Source organism: Coleofasciculus sp. (genome assembly GCF_046565525.1).
Lineage (GTDB): Bacteria > Cyanobacteriota > Cyanobacteriia > Cyanobacteriales > Coleofasciculaceae > Coleofasciculus.
In genome coordinates, this window is the sequence record NZ_JBKHUP010000069.1 from 18,819 (window position 1) to 45,012 (window position 26,194).

At 46.0% G+C, this 26,194-nt stretch carries 21 protein-coding genes; 11 read left to right on the top strand and 10 right to left on the bottom strand.

The features are described from left to right. Positions 1-128 precede the first annotated feature (128 nt). From ACLGGO_RS22965 to ACLGGO_RS22980, 4 genes are all read left to right on the top strand, one after another. Positions 129-1,304, top strand: a complete 1,176-nt coding sequence (locus tag ACLGGO_RS22965) for an ABC transporter ATP-binding protein (protein ID WP_446421044.1) — start codon at positions 129-131, stop codon at positions 1,302-1,304. Further along, positions 1,304-2,104: an ABC transporter permease gene (locus ACLGGO_RS22970; protein WP_446421045.1), complete on the top strand. Its 801-nt coding sequence runs from the start codon at positions 1,304-1,306 to the stop codon at positions 2,102-2,104. The genes ACLGGO_RS22965 and ACLGGO_RS22970 overlap by 1 nt, the downstream gene beginning before the upstream one ends. A gap of 246 nt (positions 2,105-2,350) precedes the next feature. Continuing rightward, on the top strand, positions 2,351-4,168 hold the full coding sequence (locus tag ACLGGO_RS22975) for a Gldg family protein (RefSeq protein WP_446421046.1): 1,818 nt from the start codon (positions 2,351-2,353) through the stop codon (positions 4,166-4,168). Between the two features lie 248 nt (positions 4,169-4,416). Next, the gene (locus ACLGGO_RS22980; RefSeq protein ID WP_446421047.1) at positions 4,417-5,307 is read left to right on the top strand and encodes a DUF4340 domain-containing protein; all 891 of its coding nucleotides are present in this window, start codon (positions 4,417-4,419) and stop codon (positions 5,305-5,307) included. Positions 5,308-5,415: 108 nt separating this feature from the next. On the opposite strand, the gene ACLGGO_RS22985 is transcribed toward ACLGGO_RS22980, so the two are convergent. Both ACLGGO_RS22985 and ACLGGO_RS22990 read right to left on the bottom strand, forming a co-directional pair. After that, positions 5,416-6,510 (bottom strand): WG repeat-containing protein, encoded by a 1,095-nt coding sequence (locus tag ACLGGO_RS22985; protein WP_446421048.1) that lies wholly within the window; start codon positions 6,508-6,510, stop codon positions 5,416-5,418. Between the two features lie 101 nt (positions 6,511-6,611). Then, positions 6,612-8,003: a malic enzyme-like NAD(P)-binding protein gene (locus tag ACLGGO_RS22990; protein WP_446421049.1), complete on the bottom strand. Its 1,392-nt coding sequence runs from the start codon at positions 8,001-8,003 to the stop codon at positions 6,612-6,614. A 177-nt stretch (positions 8,004-8,180) separates the two neighbouring features. On the opposite strand from ACLGGO_RS22990, the gene ACLGGO_RS22995 reads away from it, so the two are divergent. The 3 genes from ACLGGO_RS22995 to ACLGGO_RS23005 all read left to right on the top strand — a co-directional run bounded on the left by ACLGGO_RS22995 (position 8,181) and on the right by ACLGGO_RS23005 (position 10,602). After that, positions 8,181-8,615, top strand: coding sequence for an SRPBCC family protein (locus ACLGGO_RS22995; protein WP_446336737.1), 435 nt, complete (start codon positions 8,181-8,183; stop codon positions 8,613-8,615). Between the two features lie 50 nt (positions 8,616-8,665). Continuing rightward, positions 8,666-9,232 (top strand): Uma2 family endonuclease, encoded by a 567-nt coding sequence (locus ACLGGO_RS23000; RefSeq protein ID WP_446421050.1) that lies wholly within the window; start codon positions 8,666-8,668, stop codon positions 9,230-9,232. A 224-nt stretch (positions 9,233-9,456) separates the two neighbouring features. After that, positions 9,457-10,602: an Rpn family recombination-promoting nuclease/putative transposase gene (locus ACLGGO_RS23005; RefSeq protein WP_446421051.1), complete on the top strand. Its 1,146-nt coding sequence runs from the start codon at positions 9,457-9,459 to the stop codon at positions 10,600-10,602. 42 nt (positions 10,603-10,644) lie between these two features. Here ACLGGO_RS23005 and ACLGGO_RS23010 read toward each other — a convergent pair whose 3' ends face one another. From ACLGGO_RS23010 to ACLGGO_RS23020, 3 genes are all read right to left on the bottom strand, one after another. Beyond that, positions 10,645-11,889 (bottom strand): HhoA/HhoB/HtrA family serine endopeptidase, encoded by a 1,245-nt coding sequence (locus tag ACLGGO_RS23010; RefSeq protein ID WP_446336734.1) that lies wholly within the window; start codon positions 11,887-11,889, stop codon positions 10,645-10,647. A gap of 377 nt (positions 11,890-12,266) precedes the next feature. Next, on the bottom strand, positions 12,267-13,469 hold the full coding sequence (locus ACLGGO_RS23015) for a hypothetical protein (RefSeq protein ID WP_446421052.1): 1,203 nt from the start codon (positions 13,467-13,469) through the stop codon (positions 12,267-12,269). A 25-nt stretch (positions 13,470-13,494) separates the two neighbouring features. Then, entirely contained in the window at positions 13,495-13,857 is a 363-nt protein-coding gene (locus ACLGGO_RS23020; protein ID WP_446421053.1) for a hypothetical protein, read from the bottom strand. 746 nt (positions 13,858-14,603) lie between these two features. Between ACLGGO_RS23020 and ACLGGO_RS23025 the strand changes: the two genes are divergently transcribed. Continuing rightward, positions 14,604-16,577 (top strand): protein kinase domain-containing protein, encoded by a 1,974-nt coding sequence (locus ACLGGO_RS23025; RefSeq protein ID WP_446421054.1) that lies wholly within the window; start codon positions 14,604-14,606, stop codon positions 16,575-16,577. Positions 16,578-16,642: 65 nt separating this feature from the next. On the opposite strand, the gene ACLGGO_RS23030 is transcribed toward ACLGGO_RS23025, so the two are convergent. Further along, entirely contained in the window at positions 16,643-17,653 is a 1,011-nt protein-coding gene (locus ACLGGO_RS23030) for a 3'(2'),5'-bisphosphate nucleotidase (RefSeq protein ID WP_446421055.1), read from the bottom strand. Positions 17,654-17,729: 76 nt separating this feature from the next. Beyond that, positions 17,730-18,887, bottom strand: a complete 1,158-nt coding sequence (locus ACLGGO_RS23035; RefSeq protein WP_446421056.1) for an AI-2E family transporter — start codon at positions 18,885-18,887, stop codon at positions 17,730-17,732. A gap of 255 nt (positions 18,888-19,142) precedes the next feature. Between ACLGGO_RS23035 and ACLGGO_RS23040 the strand changes: the two genes are divergently transcribed. From ACLGGO_RS23040 to ACLGGO_RS23050, 3 genes are all read left to right on the top strand, one after another. Next, on the top strand, positions 19,143-19,799 hold the full coding sequence (locus ACLGGO_RS23040; protein WP_446421057.1) for a DUF389 domain-containing protein: 657 nt from the start codon (positions 19,143-19,145) through the stop codon (positions 19,797-19,799). A 603-nt stretch (positions 19,800-20,402) separates the two neighbouring features. After that, positions 20,403-20,801, top strand: a complete 399-nt coding sequence (gene speD / locus ACLGGO_RS23045; RefSeq protein ID WP_446336727.1) for an adenosylmethionine decarboxylase — start codon at positions 20,403-20,405, stop codon at positions 20,799-20,801. A 222-nt stretch (positions 20,802-21,023) separates the two neighbouring features. Continuing rightward, positions 21,024-21,323, top strand: a complete 300-nt coding sequence (locus ACLGGO_RS23050; protein WP_446336726.1) for a DUF6464 family protein — start codon at positions 21,024-21,026, stop codon at positions 21,321-21,323. A 23-nt stretch (positions 21,324-21,346) separates the two neighbouring features. Here the strand turns inward: ACLGGO_RS23050 and ACLGGO_RS23055 are convergent, their stop codons facing one another. The 3 genes from ACLGGO_RS23055 to ACLGGO_RS23065 all read right to left on the bottom strand — a co-directional run bounded on the left by ACLGGO_RS23055 (position 21,347) and on the right by ACLGGO_RS23065 (position 25,917). Next, complete coding sequence (locus tag ACLGGO_RS23055; RefSeq protein WP_446336725.1) at positions 21,347-22,192, bottom strand: TlyA family RNA methyltransferase; 846 nt, start codon at positions 22,190-22,192, stop codon at positions 21,347-21,349. A 447-nt stretch (positions 22,193-22,639) separates the two neighbouring features. Further along, on the bottom strand, positions 22,640-23,740 hold the full coding sequence (locus ACLGGO_RS23060) for a tetratricopeptide repeat protein (RefSeq protein WP_446421058.1): 1,101 nt from the start codon (positions 23,738-23,740) through the stop codon (positions 22,640-22,642). Positions 23,741-24,630: 890 nt separating this feature from the next. Continuing rightward, positions 24,631-25,917 (bottom strand): glutamyl-tRNA reductase, encoded by a 1,287-nt coding sequence (locus ACLGGO_RS23065; RefSeq protein WP_446421059.1) that lies wholly within the window; start codon positions 25,915-25,917, stop codon positions 24,631-24,633. Positions 25,918-26,194 lie beyond the last annotated feature (277 nt).

Below are 26,194 nucleotides of genomic sequence, written 5' to 3' on the forward strand. Positions count from 1 at the left end.
AACCTTAGATGAATGTCAGCTACAACAGACTGACTCTGAAGGTTAGCAGACACAACAGCAGATGAGTGCAACTCTATATTGATAAACGTTAGTCTAAAAAAATATCAATTCTTTCAAGTGTAATCTCTATGATCGAAGTGGATCGTCTGAGCAAAATCTATGGCGTCACTCCAGCCATTCAGGATGTCAGCTTTAAGGTAGAACCGGGGGAAATCCTGGGGTTTCTCGGACCCAATGGTGCTGGCAAAACTACCACTATGCGGATTTTAGCAGGGTATTTACCCGCCACCAGTGGTACTGCCCGAATTGCTGGGTATGATGTCCATGAAAATTCTCTAGCTGTGCGTCAACGCATCGGCTATTTACCGGAAACGCCTCCCCTCTACCCCGAAATGACGGTTGAGGGATTTTTGTACTTTGTTGCTCGTCTCAAGGGCGTATCCGCAGGCGATCGCACGAAGCGGGTGAAGATGGCGATCGAACGCTGTAACCTAGTTGAGAAGAGCAAAGTCCTGATCCGGAAACTCTCCAAAGGATTTCGTCAACGAGTTGGAATTGCTCAGGCGATCGTTCATGATCCGCCGGCGATTATTTTAGATGAACCCACCGTCGGACTCGATCCTCGGCAAATTATTGATGTCCGCAACTTGATCAAAAGCCTTGCAGGTGAACATACGATTATCCTTTCTACTCATATTCTGCCAGAGGTGAGTATGACCTGTAGTCGCGTCGCGATTATCAACCGAGGTAAAATTGTCGCCACCAATAGCCCAGAAAACTTGATGGCGCAATTAACTGGAGGAGCTGGCTATGAGTTAGAAGTGGATGGGGATGCGACTCAACTGCAAAAGCTTTTACAAGTTTTACCCGGAGTCTGTTTAGTGGAAATTGTCCCCACTCAACCTTTACCCGCTAATCGCACCTTAATTCGGATTGTGACGACACCCGGTACTGATCCGGGACGGGATATTGCGGCTGTAACTGTGGGCGCTGGGATCGGATTGCGTGAAATGCGCCGCACTCGCGCTACCCTGGAAGATGTCTTTTTAGAACTGACTACCCAGGAACGGAGGGTTGAGAACCGGGAAATAGAGATAGGGAACAATTTAACTGAATCTCCTATCTCTGATTCCCCATCCCAAGTCCCTGAATCCCAAGTCCCTGAATCCCAAACCCCTGAAGTAAAAGTTACTGAATTCCAAACCCCTGAAGCAAAAGTTACTGAAGTAAAAGTTCCTCAATCCCAAGCGCCTGAATCAAAAGTCACTGAATCAGACGTTTCCCAATCTGGAGAAAACACCTAATGCGTATAATATTTGGCAATATCGTGGCAATTTTTCGCAAGGAATTGCAGGGCTATTTTGCATCGCCCTTAGCTTACGTGGTGGCTGGGTTTTTCTGGCTGTTGTCGGGGTTATTTTTTGTATTGATTCTGTTAAGTCCGGAGGGGATTATTCAGCAAGTCGCGCAACTAGATCAACTGGGAATGCCTACACCACCACGAGATGTGGCTTATGAGTTTATAAACTGGTTTTTGAGCGTCATGGGTTCTTTGAGTTTATTCGTTTTACCCATTCTATCGATGGGACTCTATGCGGAAGAACGGAAACGGGGTACTTTAGAACTTTTGGCAACTTCGCCCGTGACGAATTGGGCAGTAGCTGTGGGAAAACTACTCGGTGTACTAACCTTTTTTACAATTATGGTGCTACCGTTACTCCTGTATGAAGTAATCGCCTTGAATGCAGCTAATCCACCCATTCAACCCTGGGTTCCGTTATTAGCCCATGCTGGATTAATTTTACTCGCCGCATCAGTACTTTCCCTGGGAATGTTCATTTCATCCTTAACCGATAGTTCAATTTTGGCAGCTTTTCTCACGTTTGTTTTGGTATTATTTCTCTGGATAATTGATTTAATTGCCAATACTATCGGTGGTGCTTTCGGAGACGCATTAGGTTATTTATCGTTAATGAAAAATTATACCAATCTAGTTCGGGGTGTTCTCGATACCAGTAGTCTTATTTTATTTGCCAGCTATATCTTTCTCGGCATATTTCTCACGGCTCAGTCTATTGAAGCCTTCCGCTTCCAACGGTCTTAATTCCTTCGTCATTTGTCATTCGTCATAAATTATGTAGGGGGCATGTAGGGGGCATGTAGGGGCATGTAGGGGCATGTAGGGGCATGTAGGGGGCATGTAGGGGCATGTAGGGGCATGTAGGGGCATGTAGGGGCGAAGCATTCGTGCCAAAATATTAGTTCTGAGAGGATAAACCTTATCCACGAATGCTTCGCCCAGCCCCCCAATTAAATTGTCAAAAAAATCTCTTATCTATTTGATTAAACTATGACAACTAAGCCGATTAAGTGGACGTATTTAAAATATCTATTTTGGTTTGGTCCCATCCTGACAATTATGGGAATTACCGCCCAAGAAGTTGCTGGTGAGTGGTCTGCAGTATCGTTGGCGCTGCTAATTGCTGGACTGGTGATTATTGGCTTGTGGGTGCTACTTCTCGATCAGTTAGCCCCCGGCTTTTGGGGACGCCGTTCCACCCAGGTGGGGACAAATGCGGTGATCGCGACAGTGGCTATGTTTGTAATCATCGGGCTAATTAATTTTTTAGGCGTGCGTTATGCGGTACAGATTGATTTAACCGAAAATCAACTGTTTACCCTTTCACCTCAATCACAGCAGGTGGTAAGAAATTTAGATCAAGCGGTGAAAGTTTGGATATTTGAAAGCCCCGCAAATCCCGCCGATCAAGAACTTCTAGAAAACTACCGTCGCTATGGATCAAACTTGGAATTTGAGTTTGTTGACCCCCAGCTACAACCTGAATTAGCCCAAAAGTTTAATGTGAATTATATTGGTGAAGTTTATTTAGAATATGGGAATCAACGCGAGTTAGTCCAAACCATCAGCCAAGGAGAACGGTTATCGGAAATCAATCTAACCAATGCAATTGAACGCATCACCCGCAACCGCGCGGAGTTGGATAAGGTCTATTTCCTCCAAGGTCATGGTGAACGCCCCTTAGACACCTCAGAGGAGGGGGGATTATCTCAAGCCGTAAGTGCGTTAGAGACGAAAAACTTTACCGTAGAACCCCTCAATCTCGCTGAACAGCCAGCCGTTCCTGACGATGCTTCTTTAATCGTCATCGCTGGACCCAAACGAGCGCTGTTTGAACCGGAAGTACAAGCATTAGAAGCATATCTGGCTGACGGGGGAAGTTTATTGGTTATGATAGACCCCGATACCAATCCCGGATTAGAGTCTTTACTCTCAGATTGGGGGGTGACGTTAACCAATCAGATTGTAATTGATGCGTCGGGTCAAGGACGGTTAGTCGGTTTGGGTCCGGCTACACCTTTGGTGACTCAATATGGAGATCATCCAATTACCCAAGATTTTGGTAGCGGATTTTCGATTTATCCCTTAGCGCAACCCGTGGATACGCAACCTGTAGAAGGGATTAAGGAAACCCCTCTAGTCCTGACAAACCCCCAAAGTTGGGCGGAAAACACTCCAGAACAACAACCTTTGGAGTTTAACGAACAAGAAGGCGATCGCCCCGGTCCTTTAGTATTAGGTGTAGCATTAAGTCGTCAAGCCGAATCGTCTACCCCTTCACCGAGATCAGAACCGGAAGTAACAGAGACTCCAGAAGCGTCTCCTGACACCGATGAACCGGAAGCAACAGAGACTCCAGAAGCGTCTCCTGACACTGATGAACCGGAAGCAACAGAGACTCCAGAAGCGTCTCCTGACACTGATGAACCGGAAGCCACAGAAACTCCAGAAGTCTCTCCAACTCCTTCACCAGAGGAATCTCCAGAAGCCTCACCTTCACCAATCCAGACAGATAAGTCTCAGGTTGAACAAGACAAGGCTGAATCACGATTAATTGTGTATGGTAATTCAAACTTTGCCACAGATAGTTGGTTTGATCAGCAACTCAATCCTGATGTTTTTGTCAATTCCGTAAGTTGGTTAAGCCAGCGAGATGAACAAGCACTTTCGATTAGTCCTAAAGAACCAGAAGACCGTCGGATTAACTTAACACCCGTTCAATCCGGAATATTGGGGTGGTTAGCACTTTTAATTGTTCCAGCTTTTGGCTTTTTGACCGCAGGTGCGCTGTGGTGGTTGCGGCGGTAAAGGTGCGTCTGTAGGGGCGGGTTTTACGATTATCGTCTATTTTTTACCCAGATGTGACTGAACCCACCCCGACCGAGTAATATCAAATTTGTTCCCATCGACATTATATTTTTTTAAACGCAGAGGGACGCAGAGGTGACGCAAAGGAACGCAGAGGAGTAATGAAAAATGACGAATGACGTAATTTGCTTCTGGCTCTCTTGAGTATGACGGATGACAAATGACAAATGACAAATGACAAATGACAAATGAAGCTACAGAAGACTACTTGGGTTTTATTAATCGTCGCCCTTTTACTGGGAGGGTTTGTCTATTTTTATGAAATCGTGGGAACTCCCCAACGGGAAGCCGCGAAGGAAGCCGAAAAGCAACTGTTTGGTTTTGAAGAAGATGAGATTCAACGGGTAAGCATTTATATCGATGAAGACAGCTTAAAATTTGAGCGGGTGAGTGAACCTGAACCGGGCTGGCGAATGACGGAACCGAAGGATGTACCCGCTAGTGATCCATCGGTTTCATTCCTATTGAATTTGCTGGTTGAAGGAAAGAGCGATCGCACGATTCCCAATGTCTCCCCGGAAACCCTGAAGGAATATGGCTTAGACAAACCCCAAGCCATGGTAACGGTGCGACTCAAAAATGATGAAACTCATGAAATTCTTTTAGGTAAGCCAGATTTTAATAACAGTTTCCTCTATGCTCAAGTTGATTCTTTCTCAGACAAATCCCAGCGTTCTAATGTCTTTTTAGTCCCAAGGGACTTTGAATATGCTGTCAATCGTCCCTTATCAGAATGGGAGCAAAGTAAAGAGGATACACCTGAAGAAACTGCTCCATCCGATATGGAAAACGATGAATCAGCGCCTGAAGCAGAATCCCCTGTAGAGGAAAAAGAATCGTCTGAGAGCCAAGCCAAACCCACCCCTGAGAACTCCGATACCGAAATAGAAGAATCAACTCCTGAAAAAACACCGACATCTGAGAACAAAAAACCGTCTGCATCTCCATCTCCTGAAAACGCTTCGTCTTCCGAAGACAAAAAGCAACCAATAGAGGAAGATAACGCTTCTCCCAGTGAGAAAACAAAACCAGAAAGTACGCCGAATGAATCCGAGGAAGAAGAAGTCCCTGCTGAATAATACCAAATCCGGGTTAGCCACCCCCTTTATAATCTAGTCCGCGCAGGCGGACTTTGTTTGTGTAGCAGCGATTTCAATCGCCTCCTCTTGCTAATTTTGTCCTAGTATTTATTGGTTTAGAGGATGGCTGATGAAGGCATACCTGTTATCAATTCTCACTCTAGCTACCCCCTGATGAAATGACCATACACTATCGAATTGAGGCTTGATTACTAAATTACCCATTTTATTAATATAGCCCCACTTCTCGCCTATTTTTATCGCTATTAATTCTTCAGAAAAATTATAGGTATTATCAAACTGGGGAGCAATTATCGTATTTCCCTGCTTATCGATATAGCCAACTTTATCGTCTATCGAGATTCCGGCGACACCTTGGACAAAATCACCCGCCCAATCAAAATAAGGCATAATCACCAGCTCACCTTGATGATTAATATAGCCCGATTTCATCACTTGATTGGTTACAGATGCTAAGCCTTCCGAAAAAGAACTCGCATCTTTAAATCGAGGTGGAATCACCCAGTTACCAGTTTTGTCAATATAGCCATACTGGTTATTAAGTTTTACCGTAGCCAACCCCTCTGAAAAAGGTTTGGCTTCCTGAAATTGAGGGGAAGCGATCCAGTTTCCGGTATTATCAATATAACTATACAGATTATCATTTTCCACGATTGCCAATCCTTCGGAAAACGAATCAGCATCGTAAAATTGAGCTTGAATAACCACTTTTCCCGTTTTATCGATATAACCCCAATCATCGCCTTGTTTGACGGGGGCTAATCCTTCCGAAAACGATTTAGCACCATCGAATTTAGCTGGAATCACCCAATTCCCTGTTTTATCGATATAACCCCACTTCCCCTCGAGTTTTACCGGGGCTAGCCCTTCAGTAAACGAGTCAGCTAATTCAAATTGAGGCTGAATAACCCAATTTCCGGTTTGATTAATATAACCCCACACCCCGTCAAACTTAACCGCAGCTAACCCTTGGGAAAAATTATTGGCTGACTCTAACTCGAAAGGAAAAACAAGTTGCACAGGAACAGTGTGTTCACTGAGTCGAGAATTGTGGAAACCTCTGTTAACGGTTGATAGAATCTGACATCCTGATAGTTGAGTAACCAGCACTCCTAATAAGAGATGGGTTATATTGAAAAATACTTGATGTTTAATTAAGCGGAAATTATTTAAAAGGAACATAAGCGATCCAATAGTTTCCTTGCCGCTATACGGGAGGCAGAGCCTCGTTCCCTCGTTCCCAGGCAGAGCCTGGGAGCGAGGGAGGGGCAGAGATTAGCGCATTACCGCTTTGCTACCCCTTCATTCCGTGCGGCTTGTTGTACCGCCGCCGAAACGGCTGTCACGACGCGCTCATCAAAAACCGATGGGATAATATGTTCTGGGTCTAAATCCGTGGTAGACATCAAAGACGCGATCGCCTTTGCTGCTTCTAGATACATCGTATTAGTAATCACTGAGGCGCGACAGTCGAGGGCGCCGCGAAAAACACCGGGGAAAGCCAGAACATTATTAATTTGATTGGGATAGTCACTGCGTCCCGTTGCCATAACGGCGACATCATCTAATATCAATTCCGGCTGAATTTCTGGTATCGGATTCGCCATTGCCATAACAATGGGATCTGATGCCATCGAATGTACCATTTCTGGGGTGAGGACACCGGGGACACTGACGCCGAGAAACACATCAGCCCCCACCATCGCACCGGCTAAAGTACCACTGGATTCAACTGCAAATTCCTGCTTTTGGGAGGTTAAATCGGTGCGTTTAGTTGAAAGAATGCCTTTAGAATCACACATCCAAATCATCTTCGCCCCAGCTTGACGCAATAGCCGCGCGATCGCAATTCCCGCCGCCCCAGCACCATTAATCACGATTCGCACGTCTTCCAGAGATTTCTTGACCAGTTTGAGGGAATTAATTAACGCCGCGAGGCTGACAATTGCTGTCCCATGCTGATCATCGTGGAAAACGGGAATATCTAAGACTTGCCGCAGTTTGGCTTCAATTTCAAAGCAACGGGGGGCGCTGATATCTTCTAGGTTAATCCCGCCAAAAACGGGAGCAATGTTTTTAACGGTTTCGATAATCCTATCGGTGTCTTGGTTTGCCAGACAGATGGGAAAGGCGTCAATTCCGGCAAATTCTTTAAACAGCATGGCTTTCCCTTCCATGACGGGTAATGCCGCTTCTGGCCCTAAGTTGCCTAACCCTAATACGGCGCTACCATCTGTAATAATCGCTACCGTATTACTTTTTATCGTGAGGGAGTAAACTTTTTGTGGGTCATCTGCGATCGCAGTGCAAATTCGACCCACCCCTGGGGTATACGCCATCGCTAAATCGGCTTGGGTTTTCAGGGATAGTTTGCTGTCGATGCTGATTTTGCCCCCTCGATGCAGATTGAACGTGCGATCGTAGACATCGATCACCTTGATATGGGCAAGTGCTTTAACCGCTTGCACAATCTGTTCGGCGTGTTCGGTACTCGTCGCATCGATGGTGAGTTCACGAGTCGAAACTTTGTAGGTTTGGTTAATCAGGTTAATCTGTCCCAAGTTACCTCCCACTTGTGCGATCGCCTGAGTAACGGTGGCTAGCATCCCAGAACGGTTGGGAAGTTGGAGACGAATCGTTAAACTGAAACTGGAATTCGGTGTCAGGTCTGCCATGCTGGATTGATGTCGGGTTTCAAGCTTTCAATTGTAGACCCAATTCCCAGTCCTAGGGGAAGCTATTGGTGAACAGGTGCAGGGGAGATGAGGGAGATGGGGGAGATAAGGGAGATAGGATGAGTTATCACCAACTTTTGCGAATAACGAATGACAAATGACAAATGACGAATTATTATGGCAAGTCTCTATACGGAAATCGAAATTAATGCTCCCAAGTCACAAGTGTGGCAGGTTTTGTTGGACAAACAGCAGTGGAAGTATTGGAACACCTTTCTATTTGACCGCGAACCAGAATATCCCTTGGAAAAAGGACAAGCGGTATCTCTATCATTACGACGATTACCAAAGGATGAGGAAACAGAATTTGAACCCTTGGTAACACTCTTACAACCCGAAAGTTGTCTGCGCTGGGTTTCGTCTATTCCCGGTTTTCGCAATGAGTACGTATTTGAGTTACAAGAGATTGGTCTAGGTCGGACTAAATATGTCCATAAAAGCCGTTTTTATGGCATGTTAACTCGTGTTTTTGTCCCTTTTATTCGGCAAGATGAGCATCGGGGAATGCAACGCATGGCGCGGGAGTTGAAGCGGTATGTTGAGCATTTATAATGGTGGGAGATATGGCTCTTGAGACCAAACGTTCTGCTATTCCTTATGTTATGACTACCATATTAAACTTAAAGCCAATTACCACGACATTGACGCGATCGCAGTTTTATCAACTGTGTGTAGCCAACCCTGATGTACCATTAGAACGTTCGCCCCAGGGAGAGTTAATTATCATGACACCGATTGGTGGAGAAGGTGGTAGCCGAGAAGCCAGCTTAATCTCTAGAGTCGTCGTCTGGAATGAGCAGACTCAGCTTGGTGTAGTCTTTAGTTCCCAAACGGTCTTTAGTTTACCTGGTGGAGGCGATCGTTCTCCAGATGTCGCTTGGGTGGAATTAGGACGATGGCAACGTTTGAGTCAATCGGAACGAGAAAAGTTTCCGCCGCTTTGCCCAGACTTCGTGATTGAGTTGCGCTCTAGCACCGACCGATTAAAGCCACTTCAGGATAAGATGCAGGAATATTTGGCAAGTGGTTTGCGTTTGGGTTGGTTCATTAATCATCAGGATCGGCAAGTGGAGATTTATCGAGGGGGAACAGATGTGGAAGTTGTGGCGATGCCTGTTGTATTGTCAGGGGAGGAAATATTGCCAGGGTTGAGTTTAGAAATTCTGTAGGGACGGGTTTAGGGATTCAATTAAAGATATCACCGATCACCTTTCAACAAAACCCGCCCTTTTCCTAGGTTTCGCTCATCCACCCTGCATTCATAATAATAGCGATTACGTCCTATGTTTGACAAAATGGTGGGTTACGTTTAGTTAATGTAGCCTAAGTGGGTAAACCTGTCAATTTGTCAAGATTACAGTGATAGGAATTTTTCGCGATCGCTCCTGGCATAGTGGTCAATGTTCAGATCATCCATGTCCAGCAATTCAGCGTGAAAACCGACAGTATCTTCTATAACCTGTTTCTCGAATTCCCAGGTATTTTATTTGAACTCATCGATTCAGACCCAGAGGAAGCCGCGATTTATGAATTCACCTCCCGTGAAATCAAACAACCCTCCTTCCGGTTAGACGGCTTGTTCTTACCCACGACAGAAGACGCAGAAAAACCCTTGTATCTGCTAGAGGTTCAGTTTCAACCCGATGAGGAGTTATACTATCGATTATTTGGTGAACTCTTTCTCTACTTGAGGCAATACCAACCGCCTCACCCTTGGCAGGTTGTCGTGATCTATCCCACTCGTAGGATTGAACGAGAACAAGCGTTTCAATTTGGTGAAATCCTTGCCCTCAATCGAGTCACACGCATTTATATTGATGAATTAGGAGAAACCCCATCCGGTTCGCTGGGGATTGAAATGGTTAAGCTGGTGATTGAGAATGAGGACACTGCACCGGAACGAGCAAGACGATTAGTCGCACAAGCTCAAATACAGATAGATGATGAAGCAAGCCAGCGCAACCTAATCAAATTAATTGAGACAATCCTTGTTTACAAACTACCCCAAAAAAGCCGCGAGGAGATTGAAGCGATGTTCAGCTTAAGTGAACTCAAGCAAACTAAAGTTTATCAAGAAGCCTTAGAAGAAGGTGAAATTAAAGCCAAGTTAGCCGCGATACCGCGCATGATAGAATTTGGCTTAAGGTTGCCGCAAATTGCCCAGTTGCAAGATTTACCGCTAGAGGTTGTACAACAGACAGAACGGTTATTTCAGAAACAAAAAGTTGCGGCTTTTATTGAACTCTTAACGAATCAGCGTGACTTGTTTTCGACTCAAGACTTGGCACAGTTACAGCAGTGGGTTGCACCTGTACCGGATCAGGTTGAAGACTTATCCCAGGCGATCGCACAATGGTGCAATCAGGAATCCCATACCCGACAGCGTCAGGCTTGGCGTCAAGTCCTGTCTGATTTATGGAAGGCGACGGTGGAAACCATATTGAAAACGTACCCCAAGACTCTGGATTTAACATCTTCTCCCCTAACTAAAGAAATGTTGCAACAGGGAATTGAAGGGAGTCGACACCGGGAACCGTAGAGACGTTGCATGCAACGTCTCTACAACGATTGTTGATCAACCTTACTGCTGCATCTGAGTTGGCAAAGCACCGGGTTGTACGGTGACCTCAATATCTTTGCGATCGCGGCGTAATTCTAGGTTTAAATCGCTACCTATTAACGTCGTTTCCACCGCATTTTGTACATCTTCGGCATCTTTGATCGACTCACCATTAATTTTATGAATCACATCTCCGGCTCGCAATCCAGCTTTGTCCGCAGGGGAATTCCTCATGACTCTGGCAATTAGTACCCCTTTATTTTCATCAACGGTAAGACCAGAATTCGGATTTTTATTGATGTTTTCTTTCAATTCTGGGGTTAATGTGACCATCTGAATTCCTAAGAATGGATGTTCCACTTTCCCGTTGGCGATTAATTGTTGTGCAATCCGTTGCGCTGTATTAATCGGAATAGAAAATCCTAACCCTTGAGCGCCTTGAATAATTGCTGTATTCATCCCAATCACTTCACCTGACGCATTCAGCAGCGGTCCGCCTGAGTTACCGGGATTAATTGCGGCGTCAGTTTGGATAAATTGGACACGCTTATCGGGAACTCCAACTTCTGAACTGGAACGTCCTGTCGCACTGATAATACCTGTGGTGACGGTATTATCTAATCCTAACGGATTCCCGATCGCGATCGCCCATTCCCCAGGTTTGAGTTGCTCCGAATCCCCTAAGGTGACAATGGGGAGATTATCAGCTTCAACTTTGATTACTGCTACATCGGTTACGGGGTCACTTCCTAGCACTTTTCCAGCAAATGTGCGACCATCTTTGAGAATCACATCCACTTGATCCGCACCATCAACAACGTGAGCATTGGTGAGAATCATCCCATCAGTGTTGATAATAAATCCCGAACCCGTTCCCCGTTCTACTCGCTGCTGCGGTTGTTCCGGAAATTGAGACCCGAAGAACTCGCGGAAAAACGGGTTATTAAATGCATCGGGAACTCGAGACGTCACAGTTTTGGAGGCGTTAATCCGCACTACCGCAGGTCCCACGGTGTCTACAACGTTAGTAATAAAGTTGCTGTTTTGGGGAGTGGACAGGTTAGCTGGAGGAATGATTCCTCCTAAAACCTGAGAGGATTGGGGAACTAGAGATTTGGTTGAAATTTGGGGATTACCGGAGATGAAAGAGTTGGCGCCAAACGTAACACCAGCGCCGAGCAACATTAGGGATAGATAAGTAACGGCTTTTTTTACAGGGGAAGCGTCACTATCATGAGATTTGGATGTTTTCGTGTCGAATACCATAATGATTTTACTCTTGAAATACGATTGATTTGGATGATGTCAGCTACAGTTTGTCAGAGTCGGTTGATTCGTTTCCAGGTAGAGAAAACCCGAATCATGATCAATCTTCTCTTACCTACCCATGGCTAACACCCCAATTGACTCTGTGATAATTATTTGCTGATAAGGTATTAACCGGGTCTGGCGTTGTTTGGTGAATCAGTTGACTATCTGGAATCACGATGACCTATCGCTTACATTTATCAATGTAGATACTCTTTGTGACGTGCTTATGACAGTGTGGTTTCGCTGATGTGAAGATTTCTGGATTTGTGCTGTAGCCTTCCAAGTTCTTCCTGCTCCCCCAGCTCCCCCTGTTCTCTGTTCCCTATTCCCAGTTAAACCGACTTCAAAATCCCTCCCTCTAACTGATAAATCGCTGCCATAATGCCATTGTCTGGATTATCTAGCAACGACGCCTTGACTTCTTGTAAATAATCCCGAATCGCTTCCCGTAAAACAGGACGCTCAACTTTCACGGTATGCTGATAATCCCAAACATCCCAGATAATAATTCCCACGCCAACAATCGGATCAAGAAACTGAGCGCCAAATTTACCAGCCACAGCCCCTCCAGTTTTGGCTGCCATTTTAGCGGACGCTTTCCCAGCAAAGGATACAGCAACTTTACTGCCAATTTTGGTAACAACGGGAATCATGGCTTTGGCAAATAAGTACGTACTCCCCCCAACTAATACCTTTAACGATAAGTTAGAAAGATTGCCTTCAGTATCTTGGATAGTTATCGCAATATCATCTAAATAGCGCTCCCATTCTCCTTGAGGAATCTGGTACTGAGTTTGAATGTTAGAAATGTTGTTTTCTAAGTCAGCGATATACAAATTCACTGTATCTCTGGTGATATGTTCCAGTTCGAGTTGAGCAATTTTAGGTCGGAGGACTCGTTTGGTGAATTCAGTTTGAAATTCCTCGGTCATTTTTTCGGCGACGGCTTGATTGGGAGCCTGTTTAGTGGTGTCCATCCAGTGAGAGACGGCTGAAGATACCCAGACGAAGGGAGCGCTAAACTCCAGTTTCTTTTGATTAAAATAATCAAAATACCAATCCAGGAAATTGCCATCAACGCGACTCATGAGTTGATCAACCCACTCATCAAGTTGGTCTTTTGCGAACTGTTCTGCTGTATGATGAGCATGGGTGATAGCGGTTGCGATCGCGCGATCGATCTGATCCTGATCCGGTACAGTCCGATCAATGGTGACAATCTCACGGGTAGGCTTGTGTGAACTCCCAGAATCGGTTGATAATGAACTGGCAATAAAACCACTGCCGATAAGCGGGATAATCACAATCAGGATAACCGCCACCCAGATATAAGGAGTCACTGACTTAATCAACTGACTCCAAGCTTGTAGGCGAGTCGTCTTTTCCGTATAGGTTGGTTTTTCAGATGGATTGGCTGGGGACAAGGTTTGGTTATGAGTAGGATTAGACGGCTTTTGGGAATTATCCCCAGCGTTAGTTGATAGTGGCGCAGATGGGTGAGTAGAAGTATGATCTTGGAATTGCTCTTGGTTCATTGGTATTCTTAGTTTGATAAGACCGCTAATCTCCTTTTAACTCACATCTTGCACCAGTCTCACCAACCGCCTTGGGTTTCAACCCACCGAACTGTCCGATCACCCGTTGCGGGTTACGGAAGGATGCGCTGGTATCATAGTCTACAATCATCTGGCTGGCGCGATCGCTCTTGCTCCAAATCACTCCATGCTCACTACTCACGTCGCCACTAGCCACCCCATACGGGATCTGTGGACGCATTTTTTCTGAGGTGATCATCCCAGGTGCATTACTCTGATCGTATCCTGATTTGGATAATAAGTTGGCACTCATCAATCCGCCACTGGTTAAGGCTGAGGTAACCAGAAAGCGGCGACGGGTAATTAGCGGCTGATTTTTCCCTACCACAAATAAAATGCCCCAAATGCGAAAAGTAAATTGGTAATATAATTCAATCCAACATTAGCGTTGACGCCCAGACCAGACAGAGAAACGACTGAGATTGGCATCATTGAAGGATAAGCCTATTTTAGGTAAGGTAGGTACAGGCAACAAAGCGAGGAAAGCGACTCAACAGAGTTCGGTGACAAACTGGGGTTGATCTGGCACGAGTACCGTTTCCATTGACCTCAAAACTACTGTTCCTGATGTAGCCGACTATAGCTGTATAAACCTAAAACTCAAAAGTCTTTTGTCATCAGAGGTTCAGCTTGTTTGCTGGGTTGCTAAATTTACGCTTTGCTGTACTTATATCAAGCGCTGTTTTGTTAGAGAGTGAGTATCCCATCTATAATTAACATGGTGGACATCGGACTCCCCGGAGTCAGGTGAACAGACTCTAACATACAGTGTTTCGATAAACCTGTCGGGTAAGCAGGAGTGAAATAACCTCAAACTGATCGAACAACAGTTATCGGTCAAGGTTATTATTGCAGAGAAAAAAGGGGTGCTGATTCTGCGGCAAACTCTCGTCGGTGAATTTGCTCCCCTCTGGGAAAAAATAAAAATGAACTCATGTTCAATTGCCTGATGAATAATAAGACAAGTGAGTGGGGTGCTGTTATCCATGCGATTACTAATTAGACTTGTCTGAAAATTAGTCAAAAACCCTTTGAATCTTGGGGTTGACCTGTAATTTCTGGACTTGTCTAGTGATGAAGAAAAATTCAACAGGGGCGCTGACAAAAACGATGGTGTCAGGTTCTCAAGACGCTTGGGACAATAAACCTCTAGGCGGACGCTATCACGTTATCGAAAAACTAGGGGTCGGAGGGTTTGGTCAAACCTTCTTGGCGCGGGATATGCATTTGCCCGGTCATCCCCAATGTGTAGTGAAAAAATTAAAACCTCAAGTGAGTGATGAGGAGAGCTTGCAAACGGCGAGACGCCTTTTCCAAACAGAAGCTCAAGTCCTCTATCGACTGGGTAATCATGAACAGATTCCCCGGCTTTTGGCTCATTTTGAGGAAAATCACGAATTTTATCTGGCTCAGGAATATATTCAAGGGCAACCCCTAAGTAAGGAGATAGAAACCTCTGTGCCGTGGTCACAGGAAAACGTGCTATCTCTCCTGCAAGATATGTTGCAGGTACTGGCATTTGTCCATGAACAGAATGTGATTCACCGTGACATCAAGCCAGCCAATTTGATGCGCCGCGCCTGTGATGGCAGAATCGTGCTGATTGATTTTGGCGCAGTGAAACAAGTCAGATGTGAGTCGCTCCCTCCGGAAACGGGACTGACAAATGTGACCATTTCTATCGGCACAAAGGGGTATATGCCCAATGAACAATTAGCCGGGAAACCTCGCTATAGTAGTGATGTTTATGCCGTGGGTATTATTGGGATTCAGTTATTAACGGGGATTCAGCCGAAGCATCTTAGAGAAGACTCGGAGACGGGTGAACTAAACTGGCGGCAATATGCCAAGCAGATTAGCTCAGAATTTGGGGAAATTCTGGATAAGATGGTACGCTATGATTTTCGCGATCGCTACGGGACAGCAGAAGAAGCCCTGTTGGCATTCCAGAGTTTACCCACGACATTATTGGAGTCGGCGTCACCCCCCCCACCTTTAGCACCTGAGCCTGAATTGCCACCCCTGGTTGATCCACAAGCACCGACGGATCGGGAGAGCCGAAATTTCCCCCCTGATTCAGCCGAGACGCGGGCGTGGGAGGCGACACCAACGGAATCGACTCTGATTGAAGTCCAAGAGTCGAATAGCGAATCATCCTCTAGCCAGACACAAGAAACAGCACGCACCCAAACCTCTCAGCCAAATCAGGGGCGGACTGATGTCACCGTATCCCTAAGTCAACCCCAGGAGTTTGAACCAACTGCAACGGTGTCAACAGCCTCTAGAACCTACGGATTTCGCCAATGGTTGATGCAGCCTTGGACAATCTTCGCGATCGCGATCGCGGTTAGTTCCACGGTTGCCATTACCCTGATTCTACTCCCCTCTCAATTGAACCATCAGTCTCAAGTTGAGGATGTCCCGGTGGAAAGCCCAACCCCAACTCCCACTCCCACTCCCACTCCCTCGCCAACCCCTGAACCTACCGCCGAATCCTTGCTCTCTGAAGCAGAAGACTTAAGAAAAGCTGGAGACTATGAGGAAGCGATTGAGGTTTACAATCAAGCCCTCGCACTCCAATCCGACTTAGCCCCTGCCTATTGGGGACGTTGCTACAGTCTCAATGAATTAGGACAACCAGAACTTGCCTTAGTCGCCTGTAATGACGCCCTCGCCTACCAATCCAATTATGCCGAAGCCTTAGTTAGCAAAGCCGATGCCCTACGGCAACAAAACCAGATCATAGATGCGCTGCAACTTTATGAACAGGTAAGTGAATACTATCCAAATTTTGCCCGAGGTTGGATTCGCTATGGCATAGCACTACAAGGGGTGGGACGTTCCGCTGAGGCAGTTCAAGCGTTAGATAAAGCCATTGAACTGGAGCGTAACTCCGCCGACGCTTGGGCAATTCGTGGTGAGGCGCTGATGGCGTTAGGGCGCACCACGGAAGCGATTCCTTCTCTGGATAAAGCCCTGCAACTCGAACCGGATCATGAAAAAGCTGCCAGCCTGCGGGAAAAGGCGAGGGAAACACTCGGGCGTTAGGGCGTCGGTTCAGCATTGGCGAACGCCCGAAAAAACCTAACATCTATTCCACCATTTGTCATGCACTAGGGTATCGATTTGGATGTCTCAGAGGCTTCAATTTGCTGGGCTATGGCGGCTAACACCGCATCATGAATCGCCCTATTACTGGCAATAATCCCCTGATTGTTGAAAAGCTTAGTTCCACAGGCAAAATCTAGAGCTTTACCATGCATATCACTGACTCGTCCCCCGGCTTCCTCCAGGACAACTACACCCGCTGCATGATCCCATATATTTTGCCGTTTTGACGACTCTAGGGGAAACGGTAAGCGGATGTAGAGATCGGCTTCTCCTCTAGCAATGATGCCGTATTTTACCATGGAATCAATCTGTAGGGAAGGGTTGATAAAACCAAGGGATTGAGTGATAGCCGCTTCCAATTCGGGGTTTCCATGAGAGGATTCTACGCTTTGGACTAATCGTAGAGATTCGATGCGATCGCATTCATTGACCCGGATCGTCTGAGGTTGACCTCCGCCTAGGGGTATCAGGGTTGTCCCTTGTCCTTTTACTCCGACAAATAGAACGCCGCGATCGCTCACGGGTTGGTTGGGATGAATCGGGATAGCTGGACATCCTAACACCCCCAGTTTCACCTCACCCGCTTCAATTAACGCTAAGGCGATCGCGTAATTGTCACCCCGGACATAACCTTTTGTCCCATCAATCGGATCAAGTGTCCAATAGCGATTCGCGACTTGACCCGTACCCCGATCAATCCAGGTGATAACGGTTTCCGGTGTCGCTTCAGCAATCTGAGACTTAACATAATGGGTGACACCTGTCAACTGTTGAGTCATGGCAGGTTGTCGCAATAAGCTAGAGTTTTCCTCTCCAACAACTGGATCACCAGGAAACGCCTCGGCTAATACCCGACATATAACCGCTTGTGTGCCAAAATCAGCCACAGTTACCGGAGAGCGATCGGGTTTGGTTAGGGTTAAGGAACCCTGTTCCCGACGAACTTGTTCACATAATTGAGCCGCAGCCGTTACAGCTTGGATGGCGATCTGTTTTTCTCGCTCGTAGGACATGGTTTAATGCTGAGATCCTATCTTGACCCCGTTAGTATAGGGGTTGTTCACTCTAAATAGGTTAAGGTATCCATAGTTATCGTTCTACTTCCTGAGCGTCTTGACAAGAAATGTCAGAATCAGCATCGGTATCAGAAGCGACAGCCAGAGTAGTCTGGGATTTTGTTTCGTTCAAAGGATTGGAGAAAAAGTCTCCCGTCTGAGGCGGTAAGGTGGGGTCAAGGACAATTTCCGCCAAACTTTTCACTACCCCCGTCACCGGAATCGCCAGAATGACGCCCAAGATTCCGCCAATTTTAGCCCCCAACAACAAAGACGTTAGAATAATCACAGGCGATAAACCGGTTAAGTTGCCCATAATTCGGGGCGCAATTATATTATCTTTGACCTGTTGCAAGGCGACAGATACTCCCAAGACTTCCAAGGCTAGCCACCAATCAATAAACGCGACGACAATGACTACGGTAGCAATTCCCAGAGTGGCGCCGACAAAGGGAATAATCTCCATGAAGCCGATAAAAACAGCAAACAGCAGAAAAAATGGCACTTGTAATACACGAAAGCCTAAGGTTAAAGTTGTTGCCATAAACAACCCTAGTAAGAGTTGACCGGATACAAACCGCTGAAGATTGCGTCGCAGTGCTTGAGTTAAGCTATCACGGATTTTGGCAGAAAAAATACTGGTAAGACCACGCCATAGTCGCTCACCATCAATGAGCATGTAAAATGAAAGAACTAGGACTAAAATTAAGTCGATAAACCAGTTAAATGTCCCCACAACCAAGCCCAAACCCGTTGACGCGATCGCTTCGGCTTGAGCTTGGATACGTGCCAACAGTTGAGAGCCGAAAATCCGCACGTCAAACGGCAAATTATGCTCAATACTCCAAGCTTGAAAGTCCACCAATTGCTGTTGTCCTTGTTCCAGCAATTCGGGAAACCGAGTCACTAATTGCCGTCCTTGGTTAAATACAGGTGGTGCTAGCGTTAAGGCAATGAATACAACAAAAATGGCAGCAACTAAATAAACCAAAATCGCCGCCACTGTCCGAGGTAAGAAAGGTCGCAGTCCCCCAACGGCATAGTTGAGCAAAAACGCAATCAGAGACGCCGTGAGCAAAATACTAATGATTTCCCCCACATAACTCAGCCCACTCAGCGTCAGCCAACCTGTGACTAAAAGCAGCAGCCATGTGATTAGGAGTTTTTGAATCGGTGAAAATATAGAAGTCATCGCAGTTTTCTGGTTAGCAAAACCTGGCATCCACTATTATTAGGTCGCCATTGAGTCAGATAAGACCTAAAACTGATATTAGCAGGTTATTGAGCAAGTTTCAGATCAGATGGAGCCACCCATTTAAAATCTTGGATTGTAGCCGCTTAGCTTTAGGGTGGGTTGCATCCGTTAGCATCCATAGACCAGCAAAAGTAATGCTATAATCTGGAGATATAATTCCGTTCAAGGCTTCTGATTATCCTGGCTAAACCCATGCAAGATCCCAAGAAGGTGTCTCATACAGCGAGCCAAACCTGGCAACTATTCAAAGATGTGGGACTAAAAGCTATTCCTATTATTCAGCTCAGAGAATCCCTCTTGAAAGATTCAAAGCTAACTCAAAACTATTTAGTGCTGATTGTTAGCTCCTGTTTAATTGCTTCATTTGGGTTACTCTTGAATAGTGCTGCTGTAATCATTGGTGCGATGATTATTGCCCCCTTGATGATGCCACTGCGGGGATTTTCATTTGCTACATTAGAAGGAGATTTGAAACTGCTATGGCGAAGTTCTATTTCTATTTTTTCCGGAACAATGCTGGGGATTGCTTGTTCATGGATAGTTGGCACAATTATCAGTATTCCTGAGTTTAAAGAGCAAGTTTTATCCAGAACTCAACCCAATCTTATTGATCTTTTAATTGCTTTAGTCGCCGGCGGAGTGAGTGGTTACGCAAAAATTCGTCCAGAGATTGGTGATGCTGTTCCAGGTACAGCGATCGCGGTTGCCCTTATGCCGCCGCTTTGCGTAGTTGGACTTACACTCTCCCAGGCAGAGTGGGGATATACTCAAGGAGCTTTTCTGCTCTATATCACCAATTTGATTGGAATTATCATCCCCCTTCTATTACAGTTGTTGTTCGCTCGGTAGAGCCAATCACACCTCAAGATGTGACACTATTGGAAGATTTAATCAAAACTAAGATTGGACGAACATTTAAAGTGGTGTTCGATGTGACAGCATCTACAAAAGTTGAATCCCAAACGGAGTCACAAAAATCAAATAATTGACTCCCGGAAAATCTACGGCTCATTTTCTCATTTTTTAGTTTCACATTTCATTCTGAAGATGGATAATGTTATAATTAAACTGTGATATGGGCTTTAAGGCTAAATTATTTGGCGTCATCGAATCGACTTCAAGTACCCCCAAGTTCTGAGTTATTCCCTCTAGAGGATAATTTATTTGTTAGTCTAATCAATAGATGGAGTTAGAGGGGGTAGCTTAGTTGTATTGACTAGTTACCACTACCTGAGAAGTCAAACGTCTCGTCAAAAGTCTGTGGTCATGCCTAGGTTCAACCTTTTGAGCCTGTTGGGGGGTTGGTACATTCGGAGCCATCGGCGTGCCATGGAACAAGAGAGTACCTTTGACACTGAATCGGGTTAAATCTCTAATGAGTTGAGGACTGAATTAACTCTATGCTATAAATAGAGTCTTTGAAATCTTATTGGGTGGAGTAGATCGAGTAGAATGAAACAAGTGGGAACTCATCTGGTCGTTGACGCATGGGAAGCGCCTGAAGACCTTCTCAATGATCCTGAAGGAATTCGCCGCGCCTTGATTGATGCGATTTCTGTTGGAGAAGGAACTCTCATTGATTTATGTGTACACCAGTTTAGTCCCCACGGAGTAACGGCGACAGCGACATTGGCGGAGTCTCATATTGCTATCCATACCTGGCCCGAACATGGCTATTTTGCCGCTGATTTGTTTTTTTGCGGGTGTGGTAAGCCAAAAGAAGCCATGAAACTGCTACAAACAGCGCTCCAAGCTAAACAGGTGCGGATGAGGGAAATTGTACGCGGTTTTGATTTGATACCGGAAATTCATGAGCGAATCGAAGATTCAGTCTATCAGATGGTGAGGTAGGTGGTTTTTTAAGATCATTTCTCAAAAAGGGCAAGGCTAATTCAACCTTGCTTTTTTTTTGGGAAAGCTTATAAATTGGTTATCACGAGACAAGCTAGAGTGGTTCTATAGGGTTGGGCGATTACCTGAGAGACGAGAGTTAGGGCATAGCGGTGTCATACTCAAATTACACTTAAATGACCGAACCATTGAGCCAGTAGAGTCACCCTGGAGGAAAAAAGCATGTTAGAGACAATTATAGTGTTTGTCTTGGGTTTGACCCCCCCAGTGCTTTCCATCTGGGTGATGCACCGAGCTAAGGAACAGGCGCAAATTAGGTTAAGAAATTCTATTCAAGCATCAACGGCTAGGGTACTACCAAGAAATCCATTACCGCCTGATCAGTATTATCTCGAAGGCGTTGGTTATTTAATCGGTGATATTACCTGTCGATTTAATGCTCGTTCGGCTTATATCCGCTGCGCGGTTAATCCCTCAGGTCCTTGTGATAACTGTTGCGACTACGAACCCAGGGAATTTTAATCTTCCGATTTGATGTAGGTAGTTCACTGTTTCTTTTGAAAGTAAGCGGTAGCTAATTGAGTGAGGTATTGAATTTCGCTTACATCAGGACTCTGAATTTGACTATCCATTCTGAGCCAGAGTAGATATTCAATATTACCTGCAGGACCGGTTATGGGAGACCAAGTTAAGCCTTGATAGAGCCAGCCTAAATCCTGAGCGGTTGGTAAAACTTGTGCGATCGCGCCAGCCTGATCCTTAGGATCGCGCACAACGCCCTTTTTGCCAACCCGTTCTCGTCCCACTTCAAACTGTGGCTTCACCAGCAACACCACCTCACGCGGCGCTTGCAGCAGATTCCATAAGGCTTTCAGGATTTTCGTCAGGGAAATGAACGACACATCTACAACCCCTAAATCTGGATAAATCCCCTCCTTGTCTTCTTTGTCTACTTCAAGAGATTCTCCATATAAATCAGCAGGTTCTAGATAGCGTAAATTTGTGCGTTCTTTCAAAATCACCCGGTGATCATTTCGCAATCTCCAAGCCACTTGTCCATACCCCACATCAACACCATAAACCCGTTCTGCCCCCCTTTGCAGTAAGCAGTCGGTAAAGCCGCCGGTGGAAATACCCCCATCTAAGCAAATACGTCCTTCGACAGCAATGCCAAACTCGTCTAAGGCTTTAGCTAACTTTTCCCCACCTCTAGAAACATAAGGGGATTTCTGAGCAATTTTAATCTCGGCGGTTGTCTCTATTTCAGTTCCGGGTTTATCGACAAGCTGCTGATTGACCCGCACTTCTCCCGCCCGAATCAACCGCTGTGCCTGTTGCCGGGATTCGCATAAGTTAAGGTCTACTAATAAGGTATCCAATCGTTGTTTCAATCGTCTAATCGATTAACCCATAAATCTCCCCTATTATCATACTCATACCAAGGAACCCCCTTTTGCCATGGCGATTGAAATCGCACCTACACAAACTAAAGTCCGCCTGCTTCGGAAAGAGGGCATGGCGCGTCTTTCCGGGGCGGGTTTCACTACTATCTTTTCGGTTGCACAAGGGATGTGACTAAACCCGCCCCGATGCAGATGTCTAACTTTCCATGAAAATCAGTTATTTGTAGTGGCGTGGCACACCTAGACATTCTCGCATTCTCGTTCCCAGGTCTGAGAAGGGAATGCCTTTGGGAGGCGGAGCCATTGAACAGCATTTCCACCCTAAAGGGGTTTGGGAACCAAACCCCTACTGTTTGAAACCCCCATCTCCTTCATCTTCCAGACGTGCCATGGCACGTCTCTACACCGCTCCCCTCTCACCCTCATCTCCAGTTTTTAGGGTGAACTTAAGGTAAAGTTATTGATAATCTTGGCGATATCTGTTGCTTGAGTGGGATAGAGTTTGGCGAGATGTCCACACATTTTATAGGCCGCATCTAGGTAGTAGGCACAGGGAATTAACAGATGTTTGAAGTTTTCTTTATCGCCTGTCTCGACAAAGGCAGCCGCGATATCGGGAAGGTGTTGATTGCGGTTGATGAGAATTTTCTCGGCGGTTAAAAGTGCCTGTTCAATGCTTATGGCTTTTACCTGTGCTTTGGCAATCTCAACCAGCGCCCATGCCCGTTTGGATGAATCCTCAATTTGCTTAGGGGTGCGGATGGCGGCGGTGAAATTTTCTGCTGTTGGCTGAGTTTTGGCAATCTCAAGAAGCGCCCTTGCCCGTTCGTAGGAATCCTCAATTTGCTGAGCGGTGCGGATGGCGGGGGTGAAATTTTCTGCTGTTGGCTGAGCTTTGCCAATCTCAAGAAGCGCCCTTACCCCTTCGTAGGAATCCTCAATTTGCTGAGCGGTGCGGATGGCGGCGGTGAAGTTTTCTGCCTGTGCCTGAGCTTTGGCAATCTCAAAGAGCGCCGATGCCCGTTTGGATGAATCCTCAATTTGCTTAGCGGTGTCTAGGGCGGCGGTGAAGTCACTCCCTTCGACAAGGTTCTGGCACAGGTTGGCGAGACTATTATCATCTAAAATTAGCCTTGAGAGCGCCTTAAACGTCCCTTTTGTCGCTGTCAATAGATGCGTCAGTAAGTAAACAGCACAATCGCTCATCCAAGATGTTGATAAACGGGGCAAATCCTTCTGCTGCAATCGCTCCAAGGTTTCCCTCGCTTGCTCCATTTTCTCTGTATCCTGGGTGTCATTTGTTGCCAACTCCCACGCCAGCAGCAGATACCACAAGATACAGCGTTCAATATCAAACTGCTCCGCCAGCGCCCAGGCTTTGGTGATACTGCCTGCTCGCAACGCCTCCAAGGGTGACTCTTGGGTGGTTATCTGTATCAGTCGCCCTGCGTGTAGCAGCAGAAACTCTGCCATCCCAGCCGCATCATCGGTTTTGGCTTTATTCCACAACGCTATCTGCACCGTCTTTAGGGGCAAATCCGGCTGCTCTGGTAACTGTTGCCGTTGAGCCGTAACATAGTCTTGAGGTTTATCGATACGGCTATGACTAATAAAGGCTTTCTTGCATTATTCCATATTATAAATAATGGCACTATTATAAACGCCTCTTGGTGTTTGATGCATTATCGGGAACCCCCCACCTGGTAAGGGCACGGCAATGCCGTGCCCCTACAGGGATACATTTCTTACAGACTTGAGCCAGTTTGAGGGTAGGATTTGTATCATCACAGACAAATGCCTTAACCCCATTTCTCTACACTATTTTGTATCGAGTCAGCTAAGTGCCAATGTAGAAGATTGAATACGTGCGATCGCGGCAATCAATTATATAAATCTTGAGGTTTACCAAGACAAGAATAGAGTGATTCCATTTGAATCGTAAACATACGGGTATACTGCAGATGGTCACAATCTGAAACTTTGTCAGGGTTTGCCTAGAGCGCCAGTCCAGTAATCAAAATAGATACAAAAATAGCCAAAAAACTGTAACAAAAACGACAAAATTTTCCCTTTTGTAGAGACGTTCCGGCGGAACGTCTCTACCAACTCTATTAGAAGTTGCTTCGCTTTTGGTTCCATGGGGGAAGCCAGCGGATGCGGGAGCTTTTTGTTGCACGGGGGGAACCAGAAATTAATCAAAGTCCCCCTTTAGATCCCCCTTCCGTCCCCCTTTTTAAGGGGGAAACCAAAGGATGCTTCGCTTTTTGTTCCATGGGGGATTTAGGGGGATCTAAACTTTGAGCGCTAGTTATACAAAGTTTTAAGTTGACACCAATGGGCATTGCCGTACCCCTTCTATAGATATTCCCCTCAAGGAATAGCTACCAAAACAACGAAACCCAACCGAAAAATTTCAGCACTAACGCTTAACCAAACTGCTCCTCAATCTCCAAATTAAACAGCGTTTGCAGCGTCTGCATCGCTTGGCGTCTGGCTTCAATATCCTGCTGCGCCCTTAACTGCACCATCGGATCATGGAGAATTTTATTCACAATTCCCCGTGTCAGCGCTTCGATAATTTCTTGATGCTTATCGGCAAACTCTGAACCCAACCGGGATAGGGCTTTTTCTAACTCCTGCTCCCGGATACTTTCGACTTTCTCCCGCAGACTACTAATTGTACTCACCGTTTCGAGCGATCGCCACCAAACCTCAAATGCTTCCACCTCTTCTTCCAGTAAGCTTTCCGCTTCCATCGCCATCTGACGGCGGCTTTCGGTATTTTGCGCCACCACCGCTTTTAAGTCGTCCACATTAAAGGCTTGAACCTGTTCGAGTTCATTGACATCGGCATCCACATTACGGGGTACGGAAATATCAAATAGCATTAAGGAGCGACTGGGAACAAGATGGACTTCCAGTTTAGCGCGATCCAGGATCGGTTCTGTCGCACTGGTACTCGTAAACACCATATCCGACTGCGTAATCACCGCTATCATCTCAGATAGAGGATGTACCGTTAACTGAGCATTTTCAAACTGCTTTGCCAACTCTTGGGCGCGTCGAGTTGAGCGATTAATAATGGCGATTGACTCAGCACCTTTAGAAAGCAGGTGTTGTACCAGCAGACGCGACATCTTCCCAGCACCGATAATTGCCACTCGGTAAGCCGCCAAGTTTTGCACTTCCATCTGGGCGAGTTCCACCGCAGCGGAACTAATCGAAACCGCCCCTGTACCAATGCTGGTTTCAGTGCGGACTCGCTTACCTGCGGTAATCGCTTGTTTAAACAGTCGGTTAAGCAGGCGTCCAATTCCCTTGTATTGCTGACCGACTTTATGGGTATGCTTCACTTGAGATAAGATTTGCCCTTCGCCCAGGACTAGACTATCAAGTCCCGCCGCAACGCGCATCAAGTGCATGACTGCATCGTGATGTAACAAAATGAACAAATGGGGGCGTAATTGATGCAAGGGTACATGAGAGTTATCTGAAAGGAACTGACTGACTTCACGAACACCCTTTTCCGTTTCCTTCGCCACAATATAAATTTCCAGGCGATTGCAGGTACTGAGGATCGCCACTTCTTCAACATGGGGGTAGCTACAGAGTTGTTGCATGGCGTCTTCTAGTTGGGCTTCGGGAATGCTCAGTTTTTCCCGTACTTCAACTGGCGCTGTTTTGTGGCTTAAACCTACGACGGCAATATTCATTGTGTTCTCCGAATCTCTATCGTTGGGTTGGGTCAACTATTAGGCTTGTTTTAAAGATAAAGAAAATTGAGAAATTTTTCTGAAAGCGATAGGCAATTGGGCATACGTTCACAAATTACCCGGGGAATTTACTGCCCTGTCGTACTTGATTCCGATCAAGAATCTGATCAATCAACGCTAAGCCAGAGTAAGTAGCATTATCATAAAAACTCTTCCGTTGCGGGAAACTCCGTGTCTTCAGACCGGAGAGGAACGCGCGGTAGCGGTTTAAGAAGCA

Excerpts from the sequence above, each read along its gene's own strand:
- ACLGGO_RS22990 (WP_446421049.1), bottom strand. The coding sequence starts at position 8,003 with ATGGCAGACCTGACACCGAATTCCAGTTTCAGTTTAACGATTCGTCTC.
- ACLGGO_RS22995 (WP_446336737.1), top strand. The coding sequence starts at position 8,181 with ATGGCAAGTCTCTATACGGAAATCGAAATTAATGCTCCCAAGTCACAA.
- ACLGGO_RS22970 (WP_446421045.1), top strand. The coding sequence starts at position 1,304 with ATGCGTATAATATTTGGCAATATCGTGGCAATTTTTCGCAAGGAATTG.
- ACLGGO_RS23030 (WP_446421055.1), bottom strand. The coding sequence starts at position 17,653 with ATGTCCTACGAGCGAGAAAAACAGATCGCCATCCAAGCTGTAACGGCT.
- ACLGGO_RS23010 (WP_446336734.1), bottom strand. The coding sequence starts at position 11,889 with ATGGTATTCGACACGAAAACATCCAAATCTCATGATAGTGACGCTTCC.
- speD (WP_446336727.1), top strand. The coding sequence starts at position 20,403 with ATGAAACAAGTGGGAACTCATCTGGTCGTTGACGCATGGGAAGCGCCT.
- ACLGGO_RS22965 (WP_446421044.1), top strand. The coding sequence starts at position 129 with ATGATCGAAGTGGATCGTCTGAGCAAAATCTATGGCGTCACTCCAGCC.
- ACLGGO_RS22980 (WP_446421047.1), top strand. The coding sequence starts at position 4,417 with ATGAAGCTACAGAAGACTACTTGGGTTTTATTAATCGTCGCCCTTTTA.
- ACLGGO_RS23025 (WP_446421054.1), top strand. The coding sequence starts at position 14,604 with ATGAAGAAAAATTCAACAGGGGCGCTGACAAAAACGATGGTGTCAGGT.
- ACLGGO_RS23000 (WP_446421050.1), top strand. The coding sequence starts at position 8,666 with ATGACTACCATATTAAACTTAAAGCCAATTACCACGACATTGACGCGA.
- ACLGGO_RS23015 (WP_446421052.1), bottom strand. The coding sequence starts at position 13,469 with ATGAACCAAGAGCAATTCCAAGATCATACTTCTACTCACCCATCTGCG.
- ACLGGO_RS22985 (WP_446421048.1), bottom strand. The coding sequence starts at position 6,510 with ATGTTCCTTTTAAATAATTTCCGCTTAATTAAACATCAAGTATTTTTC.
- ACLGGO_RS23050 (WP_446336726.1), top strand. The coding sequence starts at position 21,024 with ATGTTAGAGACAATTATAGTGTTTGTCTTGGGTTTGACCCCCCCAGTG.
- ACLGGO_RS23035 (WP_446421056.1), bottom strand. The coding sequence starts at position 18,887 with ATGACTTCTATATTTTCACCGATTCAAAAACTCCTAATCACATGGCTG.
- ACLGGO_RS23065 (WP_446421059.1), bottom strand. The coding sequence starts at position 25,917 with ATGAATATTGCCGTCGTAGGTTTAAGCCACAAAACAGCGCCAGTTGAA.
- ACLGGO_RS23040 (WP_446421057.1), top strand. The coding sequence starts at position 19,143 with ATGCAAGATCCCAAGAAGGTGTCTCATACAGCGAGCCAAACCTGGCAA.
- ACLGGO_RS22975 (WP_446421046.1), top strand. The coding sequence starts at position 2,351 with ATGACAACTAAGCCGATTAAGTGGACGTATTTAAAATATCTATTTTGG.